General features: G+C 43.2%; 21 protein-coding genes. 12 read left to right on the forward strand and 9 right to left on the reverse strand.

The annotated features are described in order from the left end of the window. The first annotated feature begins 156 nt into the window (after positions 1–156). The 4 genes from ACFQV5_RS03295 to ACFQV5_RS03310 all read left to right on the forward strand — a co-directional run bounded on the left by ACFQV5_RS03295 (position 157) and on the right by ACFQV5_RS03310 (position 5995). Positions 157–852 carry a methionine ABC transporter ATP-binding protein gene (locus tag ACFQV5_RS03295; protein ID WP_379243620.1) on the forward strand — a complete coding sequence of 232 codons (696 nt, stop codon included), beginning with the start codon at positions 157–159 and terminating at the stop codon, positions 850–852. After that, the gene (locus ACFQV5_RS03300) at positions 845–1549 is read left to right on the forward strand and encodes a methionine ABC transporter permease (protein WP_379243623.1); all 705 of its coding nucleotides are present in this window, start codon (positions 845–847) and stop codon (positions 1547–1549) included. The genes ACFQV5_RS03295 and ACFQV5_RS03300 overlap by 8 nt, the downstream gene beginning before the upstream one ends. Before the next feature lie 54 nt (positions 1550–1603). Then, positions 1604–2449 carry a MetQ/NlpA family ABC transporter substrate-binding protein gene (locus ACFQV5_RS03305; RefSeq protein WP_379243625.1) on the forward strand — a complete coding sequence of 282 codons (846 nt, stop codon included), beginning with the start codon at positions 1604–1606 and terminating at the stop codon, positions 2447–2449. Between the two features lie 384 nt (positions 2450–2833). After that, the gene (locus tag ACFQV5_RS03310; RefSeq protein WP_379243627.1) at positions 2834–5995 is read left to right on the forward strand and encodes a glycosyl hydrolase family 18 protein; all 3162 of its coding nucleotides are present in this window, start codon (positions 2834–2836) and stop codon (positions 5993–5995) included. Between the two features lie 109 nt (positions 5996–6104). Here ACFQV5_RS03310 and ACFQV5_RS03315 read toward each other — a convergent pair whose 3' ends face one another. Continuing rightward, positions 6105–7352: an ATP-binding protein gene (locus ACFQV5_RS03315; RefSeq protein ID WP_379243629.1), complete on the reverse strand. Its 1248-nt coding sequence runs from the start codon at positions 7350–7352 to the stop codon at positions 6105–6107. Between the two features lie 214 nt (positions 7353–7566). On the opposite strand from ACFQV5_RS03315, the gene ACFQV5_RS03320 reads away from it, so the two are divergent. After that, positions 7567–9117 carry a sensor domain-containing diguanylate cyclase gene (locus ACFQV5_RS03320; RefSeq protein WP_379243631.1) on the forward strand — a complete coding sequence of 517 codons (1551 nt, stop codon included), beginning with the start codon at positions 7567–7569 and terminating at the stop codon, positions 9115–9117. Between the two features lie 257 nt (positions 9118–9374). Continuing rightward, positions 9375–10505: an alanine dehydrogenase gene (gene ald, locus ACFQV5_RS03325; protein ID WP_379243633.1), complete on the forward strand. Its 1131-nt coding sequence runs from the start codon at positions 9375–9377 to the stop codon at positions 10503–10505. 100 nt (positions 10506–10605) lie between these two features. Here the strand turns inward: ald and ACFQV5_RS03330 are convergent, their stop codons facing one another. Beyond that, complete coding sequence (locus tag ACFQV5_RS03330) at positions 10606–11175, reverse strand: SLOG family protein (protein WP_379243635.1); 570 nt, start codon at positions 11173–11175, stop codon at positions 10606–10608. Between the two features lie 212 nt (positions 11176–11387). On the opposite strand from ACFQV5_RS03330, the gene ACFQV5_RS03335 reads away from it, so the two are divergent. Continuing rightward, positions 11388–12299, forward strand: coding sequence for a DUF6612 family protein (locus ACFQV5_RS03335; protein ID WP_379243637.1), 912 nt, complete (start codon positions 11388–11390; stop codon positions 12297–12299). 63 nt (positions 12300–12362) lie between these two features. On the opposite strand, the gene ACFQV5_RS03340 is transcribed toward ACFQV5_RS03335, so the two are convergent. Both ACFQV5_RS03340 and ACFQV5_RS03345 read right to left on the reverse strand, forming a co-directional pair. Continuing rightward, positions 12363–13334: a DUF4871 domain-containing protein gene (locus ACFQV5_RS03340; protein WP_379243639.1), complete on the reverse strand. Its 972-nt coding sequence runs from the start codon at positions 13332–13334 to the stop codon at positions 12363–12365. Beyond that, complete coding sequence (locus ACFQV5_RS03345; protein ID WP_379243641.1) at positions 13331–13873, reverse strand: sigma-70 family RNA polymerase sigma factor; 543 nt, start codon at positions 13871–13873, stop codon at positions 13331–13333. The genes ACFQV5_RS03340 and ACFQV5_RS03345 overlap by 4 nt, the downstream gene beginning before the upstream one ends. Before the next feature lie 105 nt (positions 13874–13978). Between ACFQV5_RS03345 and ACFQV5_RS03350 the strand changes: the two genes are divergently transcribed. Beyond that, positions 13979–14482 carry an LURP-one-related family protein gene (locus tag ACFQV5_RS03350; RefSeq protein ID WP_379243643.1) on the forward strand — a complete coding sequence of 168 codons (504 nt, stop codon included), beginning with the start codon at positions 13979–13981 and terminating at the stop codon, positions 14480–14482. Between the two features lie 45 nt (positions 14483–14527). Continuing rightward, positions 14528–15046 (forward strand): mismatch-specific DNA-glycosylase, encoded by a 519-nt coding sequence (locus ACFQV5_RS03355; protein ID WP_379243645.1) that lies wholly within the window; start codon positions 14528–14530, stop codon positions 15044–15046. A 131-nt stretch (positions 15047–15177) separates the two neighbouring features. On the opposite strand, the gene ACFQV5_RS03360 is transcribed toward ACFQV5_RS03355, so the two are convergent. After that, the gene (locus ACFQV5_RS03360; protein WP_379243647.1) at positions 15178–16032 is read right to left on the reverse strand and encodes a 1,4-dihydroxy-6-naphtoate synthase; all 855 of its coding nucleotides are present in this window, start codon (positions 16030–16032) and stop codon (positions 15178–15180) included. Then, positions 16029–16685, reverse strand: a complete 657-nt coding sequence (locus ACFQV5_RS03365; protein WP_379243649.1) for a futalosine hydrolase — start codon at positions 16683–16685, stop codon at positions 16029–16031. Before ACFQV5_RS03365 ends, ACFQV5_RS03360 begins: the two co-directional genes overlap by 4 nt. Before the next feature lie 199 nt (positions 16686–16884). On the opposite strand from ACFQV5_RS03365, the gene ACFQV5_RS03370 reads away from it, so the two are divergent. Further along, positions 16885–17658, forward strand: a complete 774-nt coding sequence (locus tag ACFQV5_RS03370) for a hypothetical protein (RefSeq protein WP_379243651.1) — start codon at positions 16885–16887, stop codon at positions 17656–17658. Between the two features lie 68 nt (positions 17659–17726). Continuing rightward, complete coding sequence (locus ACFQV5_RS03375; protein ID WP_379243653.1) at positions 17727–18314, forward strand: TetR/AcrR family transcriptional regulator; 588 nt, start codon at positions 17727–17729, stop codon at positions 18312–18314. 139 nt (positions 18315–18453) lie between these two features. Here ACFQV5_RS03375 and ACFQV5_RS03380 read toward each other — a convergent pair whose 3' ends face one another. Then, positions 18454–19041: a hypothetical protein gene (locus ACFQV5_RS03380; protein WP_379243655.1), complete on the reverse strand. Its 588-nt coding sequence runs from the start codon at positions 19039–19041 to the stop codon at positions 18454–18456. A gap of 150 nt (positions 19042–19191) precedes the next feature. Then, a complete protein-coding gene (locus ACFQV5_RS03385; protein WP_379243657.1) occupies positions 19192–19788 on the reverse strand; it encodes a M15 family metallopeptidase in 597 nt (198 codons plus the stop codon). 203 nt (positions 19789–19991) lie between these two features. Here ACFQV5_RS03385 and ACFQV5_RS03390 point away from each other — a divergent pair, with 203 nt between their 5' ends. Further along, entirely contained in the window at positions 19992–20519 is a 528-nt protein-coding gene (locus ACFQV5_RS03390; RefSeq protein WP_379243659.1) for a hypothetical protein, read from the forward strand. 126 nt (positions 20520–20645) lie between these two features. Here ACFQV5_RS03390 and ACFQV5_RS03395 read toward each other — a convergent pair whose 3' ends face one another. Then, a complete protein-coding gene (locus tag ACFQV5_RS03395) occupies positions 20646–21839 on the reverse strand; it encodes a MalY/PatB family protein (protein ID WP_379243661.1) in 1194 nt (397 codons plus the stop codon). Positions 21840–21846: the final 7 nt, after the last annotated feature.

Consider the following 21846-nt stretch of genomic DNA (forward strand, 5'->3'; position numbering starts at 1 on the left):
TTGATTGACAAAAAAGCTCATATTCATACAATATGTGATATGATTCAGTTATTGAGTTTACATAGAAACGGTTTTCGTGCCCGGAAGGGGCGAGCCGTTTCTTCTTATGTCTATACATGGATGAAGAGATAAAAGCGGGGGTGGACATCTTAGATTATGATTTCTTTACAACAGGTGACTAAGTGCTACGGACCTCCGAATAATCGATTTCTCGCAGTGGACGACGTTTCTCTTTTTATTGAAGAGGGGGATATCCACGGAATTATCGGAGCTAGCGGTGCGGGAAAATCGACCTTATTGAGGTTGATAAATGTGCTGGAAAGGCCCGATTCTGGACAGGTCATCGTAGATAACTACGACTTGACAGCTATGGGCAGTAAACAGCTTCGGGAGGCAAGAAGATCGATCGGAATGATCTTTCAGCATTTTAATCTGATCAGTAATCGTACAGTTTTAGGGAATGTAGCCTTACCGTTAGAGCTTGCGGGTGTACCCAAGAAAGATCGATTGAAGCGAGCTGAAGAGTATTTGCATTTTGTAGGTCTAGAAGATAAGTTGGACCAGTATCCTGCTGAACTCAGTGGAGGACAGAAGCAGCGGGTTGCCATTGCGCGGGCATTGGTGAATCAGCCGAAGGTGCTGCTATGCGACGAACCCACCTCTGCACTGGATTCTCAGACGACATCGGATATCCTGGATGTCCTGCAGCATATTAATGATCGGTTTGGAGTTACGGTTGTGATGGTTACGCATGAAATGAGTGTGGTTAATCAAATTTGCAAGCATGTTTCGGTTATGGACAAAGGGCGTTTGACAGAAACCTATCCGGTGGAGGTAAGCGCTGATGATTGATTTTTTAAGAGAAATCATGCAATATTTGAATGACTATTTCGCTTATGTAGGACAGTATCAGTCGGAAATATGGAGAGCGATCGGAGAGACATTCATTATGGTCGGTATATCCATTGCTGCTGCTATAATACTGGGTCTTCCGGTAGGAACACTATTGTATCTGTGCCGTAAAGGACAACTCTATGAAAATCGCTTTATATTTTCCATTCTGAATGGGATCGTGAATGTTATCCGTTCGTTTCCGTTCCTGCTGCTCGTAGTCATTATGATTCCTGTAACCCGCATGCTGGTTGGGACATCCATTGGTACACTTGCTGCAGCTGTGCCCTTATCGGTAGTAGCCGTTGCGTATTATTCCAGATTGGTGGAACAATCATTGCTCGATGTTCCAAAGGAAGTAACGGTGACTGCTTCATCCATGGGCGCATCAACATTACAGTTGATTTTTAAGTTTCTATATGTGGAAGCTCGCTCGGGACTTGTGCTTGGACTCACCACCTCGACGATCAGCTTTATTTCGTATTCAACGGTTATGGGGATTGTAGGCGGGGGCGGAGTTGGAGATTTTGCAATCCGTTACGGATATCAAAGGTTCGAAACTGAGATTATGGTATTTACGATTATCATTATGATCATTTTGGTTCAATCGATTCAATTTACAGGTAATATGCTGTCTAGGCTGCTGGATAAGCGATAAAGAAACTTGGCAGTTTATCAAGCAATAACATCTAAGATGGGGGTTTAATTTACAATGAAATTACAATCGAAATGGTTCATAGGACTATTAGCTGCAATGATGCTTGTTGTTGCAGGATGCGGGCAGAAGCAAGAGGGTGAAACGACGGGTGGAAGTGAGAAGGAAGCAACAGGTCAAGAGGTTACACTGAAAGTTGCAAGCCTGATTCCTCCGATGACGGAGGTACTCGAGCTAGTGAAACCGCAGCTTAAAGAAGAGGGAATTAACCTGGATATTGTTATTTTGTCTGATAATGTCCAGCCGAATAATGCACTTGCGAATAAAGAAGTAGACGCGAATTTCTTTCAGCATGTTCCTTATATGGAGGAATATAATGCGAATAACGGCAGTGAGTTGGTAGCTGTTGAACCAATCTATCACGCGATTTTTGGTGGATACTCCAAACGTTATAAGTCTATAGAAGAGCTTCCTGAGGGAGCAACGATCGCAGTGCCGAATGACGCATCTAATCTTGGTCGTTCGCTTGTGATGCTCGAGAAGCATGGTCTCATTAAGCTGAAAGACGGAGTAGGTATTAAATCGACAATTTCTGACATTGTTGAGAACACTAAAAACTATAAATTTAAAGAAGTGGATCTGCTCATGCTTGCTCGTACACTAGATGATGTGGATATGGTTATCATGACCCCTGCCTATGCGAAGCCTCTTGGATTGACTCCGAAGAAAGATGCATTGATTACGGAAGGAACGGATTCAGAATTTGCGATTACATTAGTCGCTCGGAAAGATAATGCAGACTCCGAAGCCATTCGTAAGCTTGCTGATGCGATGACAGGACCAGACGTTAAGAAATTTTTTGAAGAGAATTACGATGAGATTGCCATCCCTGCTTTTGAATAATTGAAAATGTAGAGACTCCTTCATGATGAGGGAGTCTTTTTTTACATAATCTACGGCTGATTCTATAAATAATAGAATTTTATCCTATGATTGTAAGAATAAGCCCCTTCCTTTTTATTAAACCAAGTTTCAAGATAGTACTAGTTATATTTATTTTATTTATTAAAAATAAAGGAGGCAAACAATAAAAGCTGAGAGAAAACTTCGTAAAGATGGCAGTAGGTGGATCATCCAACCACCAAGTGGTAACCGCTTTCAATTGAGCCGGATTTTCGAAAACTACAAAATAATAATAGAGGTGAAATGATGAATCTTTGGACACAGAAGAAGCATTCGAAATGGATAGTATGTTTTCTGGCTTTTGTTTTATGTCTTAGTCCGCTGATGAATGCATCCCCAATCTATGCTACTGATAATGAGTCACTTGAATTAACTACTGAAACTCCACCGGTTAATAATGCAGATTTAACAACAACACCTCCACAGGAAACACTAACTAGTGCTGCTAACACAACAAATGATTCCCTTGCACCACAAAATCTTAGAGTCGAAGAAGTACTTCATAATCAAGCTAAACTTGCCTGGGACTTCAAACCTGGAGAAGATCCGAACGATATTCAAATTTGGAATGCGGATAACGATGGTTGGATTACTTGGGGCAATTTGTGGACCCGCTCAGTTACGGGTTTATCACCTGAAACCACCTACCGTGTTTATATCACATGGAATAGCGATTCGGCTAAAGCACATAAGAGCAATATCGTGGAATTTACGACAACAGAAGATGTTAGCGAGTATAAAGACGCTCCACTAACTCCTCCGAGTAACTTAAAAGTTGTTGATGTGACTGAGGATTCGGTGACTTTGAATTGGGGTTCAAGCCCTGACGCGACAGGTTATGATATCTACGTCAACGGAGACTGGAAAGGTGGAACTTGGGCTAACGATGCGACGAGTACCACATATGGACCTCTTGTAAATGGAACAACTTACACATTTATGGTGGGAGCGCAAAACCCTCCAGAACCGGCTTCTGCTAAGAGTAATAAGATAACACTTATATGGGGTCAGTTAAGTTCACCTGAAGCGCTGCAAGTCATCACAGCCACGCGGACGGCTGTCTCACTAGGGTGGGCACCAGTTCCGGGCGCCACTACATATGATATCTATCAGGATGGAGGGCTTATTGGATCAAGTAATGATAATCGCTATGTGATTGAAGGACTTGAAGAAGGTAAGCAGTATAACTACCACGTTATAGCCAAGAATACGCTCTGGACATCTCCGGAAAGTGCATCCATTCCGGTCGTTCCGGGCAGCGATTATACCAATGTTACTTATTACACCGCATGGTCTAACACTGACGAGAGAAAATTCACACCATCAGATGTTGATGCATCGCAGATTACCCATATAAATTATGCATTTGCTGATGTTTGCTGGATGAAGTATGGAACTGGCGCAAGGGCATGTCAGGATCCAGATATTCCACTGCAAAAAGATTATGTATTTGATGGTGAAATTGTCATTGGAGACCCTGATCGGGATTTCGAGAACATGAGTTCATGGGTCTCGATACGAGAACAGAACCCTCATCTTAAACTGATGGTTTCTGTCGGAGGATGGAACTGGTCTAAAAATTTCTCCAATGCGGCAAGAACTGAGATCACTCGGCGTGCCTTTGCTAACTCTGCTGTAGATTTTCTTAGGGAGTATAAACTGGACGGTCTTGATGTTGACTGGGAGTATCCAGTAGAAGGAGGAGTGGATAGCAATTCTCGGGGACCTGAGGACAGGGAAAACTTTGTGTTACTAATGAAAACGGTGCGCGAAGCTTTGGATGCTGCGGGAACTGAAGACGGAAAGTACTATCTGCTGACGATTGCTTCCGGACAAGGGGATAATTTCGTAGTCAACGCAGATCTTGCTAACTCATCTCAATATCTGGATTTCATTAATATTATGACCTACGATTACAGTGGGAAAGAGAGTTTGCTTGCACATCACAATTCACCACTCTATTACGATAAAAACCTTCCAAGAACAAGCGCTCCGCGTAATCATGTTCTCGGAGGTCTTAATGGGCATTTGAAAGGTGGAGTACCAACTTACAAATTGGTTGCAGGTGTTCCGTACTATGGCAAAGGATGGGCCGGATGTCCAGCAAATGGAGAGTATCAGACTTGTACATCTATTCCTAATGGAACTTGGGAAGCTAGCTTATTTGATTACACCGACATTGAAAATAACTATTTGAATCAGAATGGTTATGTGCGTTACTGGAACGAAGCCGCGAAGGTAGCTTATTTGTACAATGCCGAGAACGGTAATTTCATTACGTACAACGATAAAACAACGATGATGTACACGGCATCTCTGGTGAGATCACTTGATATTGCAGGAGTGATGAGCTGGGATATTAGCGGTGACCGCAATAGGACGCTGACAACACAACTTGCTCATGACCTGCCGATTGACGGTAAGGTGAATACGTCGGCTTTGCCAGCTCCTCAAAATCTAGTATTGGTATCACAAACAGCCAGTACACTTCAACTAAGATGGGATGCTGTACCAGGAGCAACAGATTATGAAATCTATGTGGATAAAGCAATGGTTGGAACGACAACAGGAACTTCTTACACCGTGTCATCGCTTGCTCCAAGTCAATCCTACACAGTGCATTTGCTTGCTGTTACTAAATCAGGGGATGAGATTCAAAAGGTGTCTATCTCATCAAAGGAACTGATTGCTGAGACTTCACCACTGGGTAAAGATCAACTGGAAGTGCAGATCACTATACAACCGGATAAGACGATTGTAAGCATGCCAGAGGATGCAGCTATCAAAGTAATTAATGCTTCGGGTTCTTCGAACTTCCAAGTTCATCTCGGTGATATTGTGAATCAGGCGGAGATTGAAGTCCCACAGGGCATCATTGCCGCTATCGCTAAGAAAGGTGAACAAGGAAGCCTGTCGATCATGATGAATGGAACCGAGCATCGAATTCCAGCTGGATTGATTTCCAGAGGGAGCAATGTAAAAGTTACGATTGGTGTCCCGACTGGGAAGGATGCCGACCGCGTGAATGGATTACTTAAAGGTAAAGAGATTCTCACCAAACCAACATTGTTCAAGATCGAGCAGGTGAATGCGGATAAGAGCCTCACAGAGCTGAAGAGCTTTGGTAAATTCTTTGTGAGCGAGTTTATTATACTTGATGCGAAACAGATACAAACGAAACATACATCGGGAATGGTTTACATCCCAGGTACGGATCAACTTCGTTCTGTGTCTACATTGTTTACACATCTTTCGGATGGTAAGGTAAGGGCTGAGTTGAAGAAAGAAGCGAGTGGTATTTATGTAATAGCTGAAACGAAGCCTAATTCAGGGACAAAGCCAGAAAAACCGGAGAAGCCGGAAAAACCAGAAAAGCCGCAAAAGCCAGGTAAACCTGAAAAGCCGGGTAAACCTGAAAAGCCAGGTAAACCAGAAAAACCAGGGAAACCAGAAAAGCCAGGTAAACCGGAAAAACCAAAAAAGTAAAATTAATAGGTTTAACGACGATTCAACAAACAGGCGAGCCCGAGGATTTATCCTTGGATCGCCTGTTTGGTTTTGTCATGTCGACTTTCTATGCGCCATTATTCACCTTTCAAGCTAATGGCAGCGATATGGTGAAGATCGTACCAGATAGCGGCGTACTTTGGACAGAGACGGTTCCGTTCATGGAGCGTATTGCCTGATAGGAGAAGGTTAGACCGAGTCCAGTACCTGTGCTTTTCGTAGAATAATAGATGGAACCAAGACGGTTAAGTTGCTCGTGATCCATGCCGACACCGTTATCCTGGATGACAAGCTGAACCCGGCGAAGATGGATACTGAAAGAAATCCCGACATGAGCATTGGGAACTTCGGTACAGGCTTCGATCGCATTTTTGATGAAGTTTACGAGCAGTTGTTTAATTTCTGTAGGACTGCCGTAGATCAGAATGGGTGAGGATGGAAGCTCGGCTTCCAATTCGACGTTATTCATGTTTGCATAAGGAGTCATTACATCTACAACGGTTTTAAGCTGACTCGCCAGGTCGATCTGCTGCTGAATCGAGCCAAATGGTTTGCTGATCGAAAGATACTCGGATAATATTTGCTCTGTTCGATAAATTTCTTCAATGCTTATATCTATAAAGCGTTCGGTCTTTTCCCAATTGAAGGTATTGGCTCTTATTAATTTCAGAAATCCAAGAACCGTTGTTAGAGGATTGCGAACTTCATGTGCTAGCGAAGCTGCGACTTGATTAATGGCCTCTACCTTTTCATTCTGGATATGTTTGATGTAAAACTCTTTGTCTGAGACAGACTTATTAAACAAAGTGATCAAAAGCCAAATTCCAATACTATTCTGTACGAGCAAAACGATAATATTAAAAGAAAAATAAGTAACGCTGTACTCTGGTTTGTTTATGTAAAGGGAAATAAGAGGGATGATAGAGAAACTGAGTCCTGCGATAAACGTAATGATATGTTTCTTTCTTATTTTATGATAGAGCGAGCACAGAAGAATGGATAAAGGGAAGATGATTGCCTGAATAATCAAGGCATCATAGACGCCTGTTCCGCCAATGTAAATTCGGTAAATAATAAGCTCCCCAAGCAAGATTAACCCGGATGTAACCCCTCCGAACAAGATACCAAAAAAGATAATGACATACCTGACATCAAAAATAATACCCTCATATATACTGGATGCAAAAGTCATAGATAGTAATAGACTGAATGAACAAGTAATCACGATAAAACGTCTGGAGTAATTAATCTCAAGTTTGCGGTAATAGATGTTATATATTACAAATGGTGATAGTGCGAATAGCAGTTGAAGGAGTATGTTTTTTATTTCCAACAAAATGGATTGCACCCTCTTATCTTCTGATATATAGATCTAATCTTAAACTGTTTTTATAGTGAATGATAAAACTTTCGACATGGGATAGAAAAAAACCTTGCTATTTACTTCAAAGCTAAAATTAAATAAAAAACCCCATAATTCTCCATATTTTGTTACAATGAAATAATAATCAGCTATGAGGATTTGAATTAAAGGTCGAAGGATGGTCATCATGGGAAAGCGCAAAGGTTTTAAACTTCGTATTATACTCGGTTTACTTGTTGTCGGATCCGTATTATTAACTGCAGTTGTCGGAGGATATTTGGCGATCACTGGTAATGTAAAATCCTTAACTTCAAATTATTTAGAGAGTAATTACCAGTATGCTAAGAAACTAGCTTCAAACACGACTGACTTGCTGAATGTGATGCAAAATAATATGAACAGTATTGCGCGATTGGCAGGAGAATCTTCATTTAGTCAGCGCGATTTAAATATTTGGTTTAAAGCGAATGAACAATATTTCAACTCGGTTGTTATTGCGGACACCGAACGTTATATAACGTCTGTCACACCTGATTTGGTGTTCAGTTTGATCGGAAGTCAGCTCACGTCTGAAGCATCGAAGAGAGCTGTTGAGCTGAAAACCGCGCTTGTATCAGAACCTTATGTTGCAACAACTGGTCGATTAATCGTTATGGTCTCATCCCCGATTTATGATGCGAAGGGGGAATATAAAGGCTTTGCGGGAGGTACGATCTATCTACAGGAGGACAATGTTCTTAGTAGGCTTCTTAAGGAGCATTTTTACGGGAATGGTTCTTATGTCTATGTAGTAGATAAAGATTCCCACCTTATTTTCCATCCGGATTCAAGTCGAATTAATGAAAAGATTACAGGGAATGAAGTCATTCTAAAATCTCTCAGTGGAAAAAGTGGTTCTGCTGAAATAACAAATTCACAAGGGAATACTTTTTTTTCAGGTTATGCCTATGAACCTAGTAGCGGCTGGGGGATCGTCTCCCAGACCCCAGTCTCGGTTCTTAATGAGCCTGTCAAGAAACTGGCCATGAATATTACCCTTCAGGCGTTGCCGGTTTGTATTATTATTTTATTTGTTGCGTGGCGTGTTTCCCGTTATATTTCTTCACCATTGTATGAGCTCGCGAGATTTTCAGAAGAAGCGGTTATGTCAAAGACGTCGATTCCGCCCGAGATGCCTAAGATCGCTTCCCTTATCTATGAAGTGAAGCAGCTCCATCAGAGTATAGGTAATCATCTGAACCTGCTCAATGACGAGATTCAGATTGACGGTCTGACAGGACTTGCAAACCGAAAGACATTTGATTTGACGTTAAAGGAATGGATTGAGTCACAGACACCATTTGCACTTATATTAATTGATATCGACTTTTTTAAACGAGTGAATGATATGTATGGTCATGCTGTCGGGGATGAGGTGCTGGTGTACCTCGCTGCAAAAATGCGACTTTCTGCCAGAGAGCAGGATCTATGCTTCCGCTATGGTGGCGAAGAGTTCGGTATTCTAGTACGGTACGAAGGCACCCAGAAATCGTATGAAATAGCGGAAAGTTTAAGAATGAGAATGTTAACAGGGAGAAGCCAGAATGGAGTCGCGGTGACCGTCTCAATGGGAATTGCACCGTATAATCATTCAGAATCGTTAACCGCTAAAGAGCTTGTGGAGCGAGCAGATAGAGCACTTTACAGATCGAAGCAAGAGGGTAGAGACAGGATTACGGTGTATTCACCAGAGGACTAATATAATTTATTATTTGCACCTCTGAGCGGGGGCGGGCGACAGGGAGCCATCCCGAGTCTGTCTGAACCTTGGCAGAGGTGTTTTTTTCGAAACGCATTATTCCTATCGTCTTGGAGCGGGACTTAGTCCAATTGCGTATGATGTTTATAATAAATCAATCCGGTCTATATTTAGTATGATTAAATTTCACAGGCTCTATCAGACGATTAAGCTTAGTTAGAGAGTCTATATATTCCCGAGTTAAGGGGGCAACATCCATGATTATTGGAGTTCCGAAGGAAATCAAAAATAATGAAAATCGCGTTGGCATGACGCCGGGAACGGTTATGAGCTACAGAAATGCAGGTCATGAAGTTTGGGTTCAGTCGGGAGCAGGAGATGGGGTCGGTTTTACAGATGATGATTATACCGTCTCTGGCGCTCGGATTGTGCCAACTGCTAAAGAGGCTTGGGCGGTCGATATGGTCGTTAAGGTAAAAGAGCCTTTGCCGGAGGAATATATCTATTTCCGAGAAGGTTTGATTCTGTATACTTATTTGCATCTTGCTCCTGAAGCGGGGCTGACCCAAGCACTTGTAGATTCTAAAGTAACGGCTATTGCTTATGAAACGATACAGCTTGACGATGGAAGTCTGCCGCTGCTTACGCCGATGAGTGAGGTGGCGGGGAGAATGTCGATTCAGATCGGCGCGCATTTTCTCGAAAAAGCTCATGGGGGTAAAGGGGTGCTTCTAAGCGGAGTCCCGGGTGTAGCACCAGGGAAGGTTGCGGTGATTGGGGGCGGTATTGTCGGCACCAATGCGGCAAAAATTGCGCTTGGCATGGGCGCAGAGGTGAGTATACTGGATATCAACCCCACCAGATTGCGACAGTTGGATGATATGTTTCAAGGCCGAATAAAGACGATCATGTCTGACCCTTATCATATTGCAGAAACAGTTAAGACTGCCGATCTTGTTGTTGGTGCAGTGCTCATTCCTGGAGCGCGGGCTCCTCGACTAGTAACGGAAGACATGGTTAAGGCGATGAGTCCCGGCTCTGTTATTATAGATGTGGCTATTGACCAGGGTGGATCGATCGAGACGATCGACCGGATCACGACGCATGATCAACCAACCTATGAAAAGTTCGGTGTAATTCACTATGCGGTTGCCAATATGCCTGGAGCTGTAGCAAGAACGTCTACCTTAGCTTTGACGAATGCTACGACTCCTTATGGTATCCACATTGCCAAGCATGGAGTACAACAGGCTGCTCTAAGCAACCGCGCCTTAGCCAAAGGAATCAATGTAATCGGCGGCAAGGTAACCTATCAAGCGGTTGCTGAGGCTCATGGTTATCATTATACAAGTATAGATACGTATTGGTCAGATGTTACAGAGCCTTAAGAAGGCTATAGTTAAGAGTTCGGGCATGTGTTAGACGAATCAAATAGAGACCGTGATAAATAACCGTCCTGATAAGGGACGGTTATTTATTGTTTACAAGCTATAAACTATCATAGAAGTCGGTTTCGCTCCTGTCCTCATCAGCAACAGCCTGAATTTCCTCTGATCCAATGCTGATGTAATGGTACCCCTCCTCCATATGTTTTTTTAATGCTCTCTCTTTCACGAATTTAGGGCTGGCTTCTCCGGAGTCTTCATCATATACAAGCAGGATTCCCTCCGTTTTCCGGAACAACAGTTCATCTCTGGCTTTAAACTGCCAACTGCCCTGATAGGTATCTTTACTGACTGCTGCGTAATAATCTATTCCTCTGAGGATTTGCTGGTAGTATTCTTTTTTCTCGTCACTCCATTTCTCCTCAGGATGGGCATATGCCGTAATAATGGAGCATTTTAGTTGTGGGTATTGAGATTTTAACGAAATAGCAGCTTCACATGCCCAAAGATCGACTCCGTATTGACCGGGTGTAATAACCCATTCGAGTCCATCCTCAATTAGAGGAATAAGTCTCCCCTCGATCGCCTTGCGAATATATGGAATTCCCTTGTGTTTGTTGTTGTAAATGCCGAGCTCGTGAGCTCGGTAGCCTGTGACCAGAAGGTTTTTCAATTGACGCACATCCCTTGATGATATTTCTCAATTCGTTAAGTGTAGCGCTATTCGTGAAGCTTTAGCAAGAATCTCTACATGCTTTATCGCTGGTCCCCTCATCTGAATTTCTTGATTTAGCATGTAACAAGGATAATAACACATTTTTCTTGTTACGATTGCTAGCTTTCTGGGTAATGACGGTAGAATACATATTTTAGGAGGAAATTGTTTTGAAAAAATGGTCACTTGCAGTACTTAGTTTGATCTTGGTGATGAGTATCACCGCATGTAGTAAGGAGAAAGAGGGGACCGGGGAGAAGACGAATACGCCATCTACTGAGCAGCCAGTGGGTAATAACAATGAAACGCCTGAAGAAACGCCTGGAGAAACGTCCAAGGAAGAAACACTCCCTACTGTGGAAGAATTGATCCAAAAATCTGCAGAAGCAAGTGCGAACATGAAAAGCTTCGCTATGGAATCTGACATTAAACAGAATATTGTAGTAGGCGAGGGTGAGAACAAGCAGGAAGAGAATGTTGATATGACGATGAAAGTGGAAACCACTTTGGATCCGATGGAAATGGTTCAAGAGATGGAGATGGACATCCCTGGACAGGGAAAGCAGAACATTAAGCAGTATATTACACAGAATGGCGTATACTCTTCTGCGGATGGCCAATGGTTCCAATTGCCGGAAGAGAATGTTAAGGAAATTATGTCTGCCATGGAGACGACAAGTGATGGCCCTGAGAAGCAGTTGGAACAGTTTAAATCCATCGCCAAAGATACGAAAGTGAGCGAAGAAGGAGATTCCTATATTTTAACTGCAGATGTGTCCGGTGACAGCTTGAAGGAATTAGCAAAATCCTACATGAATCAAACTGGCGGTAATGATCAGACGGCTGCCATGATGGAGCTGATGGACATTAAGAGCATGAAAATCATTTACGGGGTGAACAAGGAAACCTATCTGCCAACTGACTCCAATGTAGATATGGTGATGTCGATGGAGCAGGAAGGACAAACGATTTCTTTCGATATGAAAATGAAGAGTAAGTACTCTAAACATAATGAAATCGATAAGATTGAAGTTCCGCAAGAAGCACTGGATAGTGCCACAAGTATTGATACTGGAAAGTAATGATCTTTGAATAGAAGGGGGTGTCCAAAAGATCTTAGATCTACTGGACACCCTCTTTTGTCACTATTGCACCTTTACAATAACACTTCCGAACAGTTGACCATCAATGGAAACCATCAATCGCCATAAACCGGATGAGGGAAGACTCATCGTCGTTGGAATAGCTGCATCGGCTCCATTCAGTTTACTTGGATGCAGCTTCGCTTCAAATACGTCTATTATATCGAATGAATTTTGCTTTACGGCTGTAATGCGAAGTTCTCCATTCAGTTCCTCATCCCTACCCCAAAAGTGCCACATATACTTATTCGGTTGACCCGCTTGTATTGGGGGGTGGATGAAGGCTAAACGGTTCTCTACACCAGTCATCATGTAAACTCCTGATTTGAACTCTGGACTGGGTTCCCAGCTGCTATCCGGTATATCGATGACCACATCCCCTAAGTTCTCATCTCCGACATATACGTCGAATTTCCAAAGGCCGCTGAGCGGCAAAGCAAATCTTGAAGAGACCTTGGTAAATTGATCATATGCCATCTCGGATGTGACTGTTGTGGGGGACAGTTCTTCTATTTGCATCCCTGATTCCTTGTGCAGGGCAGTAATACGGATGATCTGTCCTTCAAGTGTTTCCACGGGAACGTATAAGTTCCACCAGCTTCCTGCCGGAGATCCAGCATTATAATCACCGCCCGGAATAACTTCAAGCTTAGTATTTCCATCAGTTGTAATGTCTGTGGAGCGGGGCGTCCAATCCACTTGTAAAACCGCAGGTTGTGAAGCAGGAGAGGTCGTGTTGTTATTCCAAAGCGAAGGGCCGATAATCCAGATTAGTCCTAGTATGATGACGGTGCACAATCCCGCTGTAGTAGCACGATATATATTTTTGTGTTTACTTCCAGATGGTGTGGGATTGATTATCGAACGCTTTAGCACAGAATTCATCATCTCTTGGGTGAAAGGAGCCTCATTAAACGGAGAGGTTTTTAATTCTTGGGTCCAATTCGGTATATTCTCGTTTTGTTTGTCTTTCATTCTAAGTCGTCTCCTTTCAGCAAAGCTTCCATTCGTGCACGGGCACGGTGAAGTCTTGATTTAACTGTACCTTCGGAAATATTGAGCAGGGCAGCGATTTCACGTCGAGGAAGCTGGTAATGAAATTCGAGGAGCAGCACCTCTCTGAATTTAACCGGCAAGCTCAGTACATGCTCCCATATACGGGATACCTCCATGCTGCCGATGGCTTCTAATTCGGCGGATCGTTCATGATTTTTAGGTGTGACCCACTCCATAAGCGTTACTTTTTTGATAAAAGATGACTTAAGATAGTTCATAGATAAATTACGGGCAATAGCGAACAGCCATGTCTTCACAGAGCTCCGACCTTCGAACTGATGCAAATGTTGAAGTGCTTTTAGAAATACATCCTGACTGATGTCATCTGCAGCATCACGGCGTTTGGTCAGAAAAAATACGTAGTTCCATACTGCCTGACCATAAGCATCCATCATCTCCATTAAGACAGAGCTGGGATTATCCACAGCAATCATATTATTCAAGTACTCCAAACCCATCTCCTCACCTCTCTATTCATTAGACAATTGAGTTGTTATACGGTTCCGGAATTCTCTACTTTCTGTATAATATTGTATATGATTGATGGATAAGGGGGAGATCGCATGGGAATATATTTTAAGGATAATTTTTTTAGCTCGGGTACGACGGATATTATGAATGAAAACGGGGAAATTGTGGGTAATGTAGATTTGAAAAGTGCCTTTGGATCTTCTCTAGATATATATGATGAGACTGGAGAGAAAGTTTGCGGAGGTAAGTTCCGTTTCTTCTCTAACAAGTGGGAAGTTTCAGATGCTAATGAGTATGAGCTTGGTGTGCTTCGCATACGGATGAGCTTTTTAACAAAACGATTTGAATATGATGCTGGGGAACGAGGAATCTATGAAATTACGTCACCTTCCTTCTCTAAGGAGTATGAGGTGCAGGACCAGGGCGGTCGGACCGTTGCCAGGTTTAGTCAAACCAGTGGATGGCTACAATCAGGCGCCTTTTATCTGGAGAATGATAGTCATCTTATTAGCAACTGGGAATGGATTGCGGTTGTTATGGGTGTTCATGCAATTCGAAAAAGAGCGAACAATAATGGTGCTTCAGCATCCACCTAGAATAAACCATCGATACACATCAAGTCAGCTACTAGGAGGAACGTAATGGACAAAATTATGGATCATCTGGACTACGGGCTCTCTGTTCTCTTTATCGGATTTAATCCAAGCTTGCGTTCTGGAGAGGTGGGCCACCATTATGCGAATCCAAGGAATAATTTCTGGCGTATTTTACACCGCTCGGGGTTAACACCACGTTTATATGAAGCTTTCGAGGATCGTGATCTCTTGAAATTAGGATATGGTTTTACGAATATTGTAGCCAGACCTACACGTGGAGCGGAAGACATTACTCGGGAAGAATATGTACAAGGCCGTGAAATATTAAAGGCGAAGCTTAAGCAATACCGTCCGCGAATCGCATGCTTCGTCGGCAAGGGAGTCTACACAGAATTCAGCCGCAGGCCACAAGTAGAATGGGGATTTCAGCAGGAACCTGTAGTTGAAGAGGTACAGGAGTTTGTAGCTCCATCATCAAGCGGATTGGTACGGATGAAGTTGGATGATATCGTCGGGATCTATAAGCAGTTAAATGATTATTTAATCAATCAGGAAAGAACCTGAAAAGTCGGATAAGCAGGGTATTAAAAAAGAGGAGCGCCTGTAGTTCATCGAGAACTTTGGCGTTCCTCTTTGTCATTACGTTGTGCTATGTTGTAACCGGATTAAAGATGATGTGCCATCGTTCGGATCGTTTAACGAAGCTTGGCAGGATCAATTCTTGGAACGAGACCCTCATCTGCTGCACGGGTAAGTAATGCAGACACAGCCGCATACCCATCATCGCCAAGATTTCCGGTAAAAGAATTCACATATAAATCAATGTGGGCATCCACGACTGCTGTATCCATCTCTTGCGCATGACTCAGCACATAGTCGCGAGAAGCTTCGGGATGAGCCCATGCATATTCGACAGAAGCCTGAGTCCATGCAGTTATTTGATCTAGGTCGAGGCTACGGCGTGCGATAATGGCGCCGAGTGGAATCGGTAAACCGGTGTCAGCTTCCCACCAGCTGCCGAGATCTGTCATCAGGTTCAGGCCGTAGGATGGGTAAGTAAAGCGAGCTTCATGGATGACAAGACCTGCATCAACCTCACCATCGCGGACCGCAGGCATGATCTGATCAAAAGGCATAACAATAATTTCACCGAAACCACCAGGAACGTTCTGTGCTGCCCACAAACGGAACAGCAAGTAAGCGGTAGAGCGTTCACTTGGGACGGCAACTTTGCGTCCTGATAAAAACGATGGATCTACTGGATTCTCGGCTGAATCCTCAGAGGATCCAGTTAAGAGCAATGGGCCGCAACCGCGTCCAAGTGCACCGCCGCATGGGATCAGGGCATATTCATCGAGAACCCATGGCAGGGCAGCGTACGATATTTTGAGAATATCATGGCTAGGTGAACCTGTCTTAGAGGCCCAATTGTTCGTGATGTCAATATCCGCATATGATACATCCAGTTTAGGTGCACCGGGAATCAGGTTGTGTACCCAGGCGTGAAATACAAACGTGTCATTCGGACACGGAGAAAAGGCGATTTTCATGTCAGTACCTCCGGTAGTATTGAGATTGCAGCTTCTAGTGTCTGCAGAGCTTGGGGAATCTTCCAAGCATCGCGATTGCGAGGGCCAACCATGTTGGAAATTGCACGGATTTCCAACACAGGAAGACCGAAATCTTGAGCAGCTTGTGCTACCCCGAATCCTTCCATAGCCTCGGCAGCAGCGCCTGGGTTTCGCACAGCCAGTGCATCAGCTGTTTCCTTGGTGCCTGTGGTCGTGGATACACATAGAATTGGAGCGCAGATAGCAGATAGGCCGGCAGATTGCAGCGCTCTAGTTAGCTGCTCTGAGATTACAGAAGGTGTTTGTATACAGGCAGAGCCAAAGCCAAGCTCGTCCACACTCAGAAAACCATCCGGTGTTTCGGAACCGAGGTCTGCCGCGATGATCTTACTTGCAATAACGAGAGATCCGATAGGAGCTTGTCCTGGAAATCCGCCGCCAATACCGGCACTAATGACATATTTATAATGACCAGATGACAATGCTACAGCTGTCCTAGATGCCGCAGCTGAAGGTCCGACCCCCGCAGCAATAACCTCATATTGTTCATTGCCTGCAAGACCGCGAAGTACGGTATCTCTCTCAGCGTCAACTGCGGTGACGATCAGTATTTTCGGTGTAGATTCATTCATAAGCTTTCCCCCTCATCATGCACATACACATGCTCACTATAACTTACGTTAAACGGTTAGCGTTTCAATGTAAAGTCGTAGCGTAAATGATCCGTTTTAAGTTGTAAAATTCATGCTATGAAATAATACTATTGTTCTATTTATTAATAATACATATAATGGTATTCAAGAGAATGATTCCTAACAGGAAGGAACAACCATGCTTAAGAAATACGGTCTATTTCTATTGGTAACTTTAATTATGATATCGCTTTATTTGGAGAATAGTCCGACTGCAAAGCGTGTGGTTGAAGCAGTAGAGAGGAAATTACCGTCCCTACAGAACAACCAGACTATAACATCACGATTAGGGGAATCGGAAAAGGAAACAATTTATTTTCTCGGTAAACCAGCATTAGTTGATAAAAATGGCGAGATTTTGCTAAATCATAGAGCCATAGAAACGATCAGCACACGAATTTTGAAGCAGCTAGGTACTGATCATGGCTTTTGGATATATGGATCATCCCACGACAAGGATAAATATTTAATAGTTTATGACGTTACGGAGTCACTCCCCGCCACCGTTAATCGGTATCTTGGAAATCATGTTGTGAATGGTCGTGTAGGACCCGAATCTGACAATATAGATATCGATTTAAGGGGATATTCCATATTCCTTTTTTATTATAAGAATGCGGATGGGAGCTATCAAGAAATAACCTCAGCCCGCTGGATTCCAACCGAATTAAGAGGAACTGAGCTGCAGTATGAGCGGTACATGGAGCAGCTGGATCTTGAAATTTCTCCGACGTCTTCTGTTAACAACGAGTATTTGGATAGTGTGGAACGATCTGATATGGAGCAGCAGAGTAGAGAGCGGAGACGTGAAAGAATCTATAAGATGCGAGAGGGATATATGGGGAGAGATTCTAGTGGCGTGTTTACCGTCATTCCTTTGAAGAGGAACAACATCGTTCTTCCTTTATTCTAACAAGTTTATTTTGCATGGGTATACATAAATGATTACACGTCCAGATCGAGACGGGGGGATCGATAGCTTTGCGAAAAAAAGGTGCAAATGGACAAAAAAGTAGAGCAAGACTGCTTGCAGTAGCTGCAAATGAGTTTGCGTTGTCTGGTTATCATAAAACAAAAATCAGCACTATCGTTTCTCGGGCAGGGTTAACACAGCCGTCGTTTTACCTGTATTTTGACAGTAAAGAAGCTGTGTTTAACGAACTAATGCTTAAATTCCGCTCTCAGTTGAAGGAAATGGTGGTAGACAGTCGCCTGGAATCCGGTATACAACGTGAGGACGTGCGAGATGTAATCCAGAACGTGCTGCGTAATTTGTTTGGATTCTTACTAATGGATCCGGATTTGACTCAAATCGGTTTTTTTATTGGAGAAGAAGCCAGTGAGGTTAAAGAAGAGCTAACAAGGATGATTGCACAGAATTTGAAGGCGGAGCAGAGGGATGGATATTTTCATCCAGAGGCAAATATGGATATCGTGGCAGAATGTCTGGTTGGTACGATTGAACGGCTGACATTACAGGAGTTGTTATGTGGTAAGAGTACGCCTGAATATTTGGCTGAGCAAGTAGTGAATTTATATATGTTCGGATTAACATCACACAGAGATTAAGGATTCGTTAGATACAAAAGGAGGGGCGATGCCCCTCCTTTTGTATGGGTAAAACACGATTATATACTGATCATACTAGGAATATGCGATCCATGTTCTTACTCTGATTTTTGCAGCTGGAATACCTGCGTCAGTTCGGTTATTCAACGCTAAAGCGAATTTGAGCCTTCATGTTGTAATCTTTGTTATCTTCATCGTCCTCAGTAGACCCAGCGACTGGTTCTATATAAAAATCAGCGTAGCCAGTTACATTATACGTCCCTGTGGGGAACTCATTGCGCATAATACCTTTCATAAAATCCACAAATTCTTTGTCATCCTTATCATCATAAGCGCCACCTCCATTGTACTCACTACGCAGCGGCTTCCCTTTGGTCAGCGTCGTAGAGACTAAAGGCTCGGTCATGGGATAGACGATGGTATATCCCCGGGTCGTCTCAGTCATTGGAAAGTAAAATGGTGAGGATGCATGGAAAATAGTTATTTCATCCTGATCGCCAGTATACTCTAACTCGGCATACATACGAACTGAATCGCCCTCAGCATAATTCGCTTGTTCAGTAACTAGGCGGTATATAAAATCGTCTGTAACCACTTCATCCTTCGTCTTCATGATGTTCTCATCCATCATAGCTGGTGTTCGGTCTGCAGCAGGATTTTTGTTCTCGTTACAGCCTGCCACAACAACAGCCATTATCAGAAAGAGGAATACAATTGATTTTTTCATGGAATCACCTCAACCTTAAAACGCACAAAGTTATCCATATGTTTCAATAAACAATAAATAGCGGGGAATTTCATACTTTAACACAAAGAGGCACCCCGAGTTCGTATGGGTGTGCCTCTTTTGTGATGATTCTTTATTTGATGTTGTTTATCACTTCGATGCTTCTAAATATTCTTGTGAGTCAACAGGAGGACGCTTACCGCGCTTTAACTCACGTAGGGAGAGCCCAAAGTCCATCTGGAGATGTGGATAATCGGGGAAATTCGTCCAATCGCCGCCCCATTCGAAGCCTAGATCCTTGGCAATCGCCACGACCTCTAGCCAGTCAGACTTGCCATTCCCGTTTCCGTCATACTCCATATCCCAGATAACACTTCCGTCCTTTAGACGGAGTGCGAAGTCGATAGCAAGTCCATAATTATGCAAGGATTCCCCGGCCTTTGCATTCGTCACAATATTCCCTTCCGTGCTTCTTCCTTTATTATATAAACGGTTTTGTTCTTCAGCACTTCGATAATCATCGGTGATTATGATTTGAATGCCAATTTCCCGTGTTTTTGCGACGAGTTTATTCTTTTGGGCGAGTACAACCGGGTGAATTTCCGTGACCGGAGGTGAATCTTCTTTATCGAGATCTGGCAAAACTTCTGGAATCGATGTTGATAATTGCATATATAAAATAGCAAGTAAAATAGCAATGATGATCAGTGTGGTCGATCTCGATTTTCTGCGCTTAACCTGTACCATATAGCTTTTTATTTACCTACTTTCCTTGATGATAAGTTTATAACGATTATATCGGTTATTTAGTTTGCATTCCAATAGAGCGATTTTTTCCATATTCAATGGAATAAAAGAATCAGATGAAATTCATGCATAATGAAGCAAAGATTTCTGCATGCTAATGTTAAGCAGACCATCGTTACATAGAATTGAAAGGAGAGTCTAATATGTCTAGTGTTGAAGCGATAGCAAATAAATTGAACCAGGTATCCGGTATGCTGACAGAGATGCAGCAGAATGGAAGTGCAGAGAGTATGGGGGCAGTACTAAATGATCTGGGACAGTTGGATGTGGAACTGAAGAATGCTCAAGCTCAAATTACTTCCGAAACATCAGATTCAGTAAGACAAGAATTGGTGAAATGCCGGATGGCGCTATCCGGAATGTTGAATCTCGTCTCGGACATTCGTTCAGAAACGGCAGAGCGATATCGTCAGGTACTGGGGGAACAAAAGACTTCTTTTGAGGAAATGGATGAGTCTCGGCAACAAAGCTCCTATCCTGAAGCTTACCAGCAAAGGCAGATGTTTAGACAAATGGACATGGTAAGTAGTCAACTCCATCAACTGAACAGTGCGATGATGGATGCCGGATATCAAGCGGGTCGTGGCAAGCAAAACGAAAGTGAAGCGACTTACGCGGAGAATATACCAGATAATTTTACATCCGGAACGGATTCAACCAGCTATTCCTAAACTAAATCAAACCGTATATATCTTGCATACGCAAAGCACTAGAACAGACAAGAGGGTGCTCAAAGGTAAATTAACCTTTGGGCACCCTCTTTTAAATATTGTAATACTGATATATATACTTAGCTTTTATTTACTTTCTTCTCGCCATTGTTCCACCGCTGAATGAAGACGTGCCATTGCCTCTTTGGTTGTAGCCAGAGTACAAGCCACATTCATACGCATGAAACCATCAGCGTTCTTGCCGAAAGTGATTCCGTTGTTCAGACCGATTCTAGCCTTATGAACGAGGAACTTATTCAAATCATCATTGCTCATCTTAAGTCCCCGGAAATCGATAAAGAGGAGATAAGTTGCTTCTGGAAGGGTTACCTTCACTTCAGGAATATTTTGCTCTAAATACGTTTTGATATATTCCATGTTTCCACGGATATAATCCAACAGAGCATCTAGCCATTCTCCACCTTCACGGTAGGCTGCTTCAGTAGCCGCAGCACCTATAGGTGTAATAGATCCAAGTGCATATCGCTGCAGCGCCTTCTCGAATCGACGGCGAAGCGTATCATTTGGAATAATAATGTTCGCGGTGTTCAGCCCAGCGATATTAAACGTTTTACTCGGTGCTGTACAGATGAAAGAACGGTTGGCTGCATCTTCCGAGAGCGAAGCAAATGGTGTGTGTGAGCCCGCTTTGAAAATCAGATCGGCATGAATTTCATCGGATACCACGAGCACATCATATTGTTCACATAAAGCTGCAATACGGGATAGCTCCTCTTTGGTCCATACCCGACCGACCGGATTATGTGGACTGCATAGAATGATCATTTTCACCTGACCGCCAGAGAGGCTGCGTTCAAGATCTTCAAAATCCATCTCATAATCACCTTGTTCGTTCCTGATTAGCGGATTTAGAATAAGCTCACGGTTATGATCCTTCACCACATTATAAAAAGGTGGATATACAGGTGTTTGGATGACCACTTGATCACCTGGCTCGGTGAAAGCTTCGACAATCAGACTAAGTGCCGGTACGACACCTGGGCAGTACTGAATCCATTCTGGTTTTATGCTCCAGTTATGACGGTTACCCATCCAGTTCGTGATCGCTTCACGATAGCTGTCAGTTTGAAGCGTATATCCAAAGACTCCGTGCTCGACTCTGTCATGCATGGCACGGACGACGGCTGGGGGTGCGGCAAAGTCCATATCTGCCACCCACATTGGCAGGGCTTCTTCTACACCAAAGACGGTAGGAATATGATCCCATTTCAGTGAAGCCGTACGATTGCGGTCAATGTTCAAGTCAAAATTAAAATTCATATGATCT

The sequence above is a fragment of the Paenibacillus sp. GCM10028914 genome, assembly GCF_042666275.1.
Lineage (GTDB): Bacteria > Bacillota > Bacilli > Paenibacillales > Paenibacillaceae > Paenibacillus_AQ.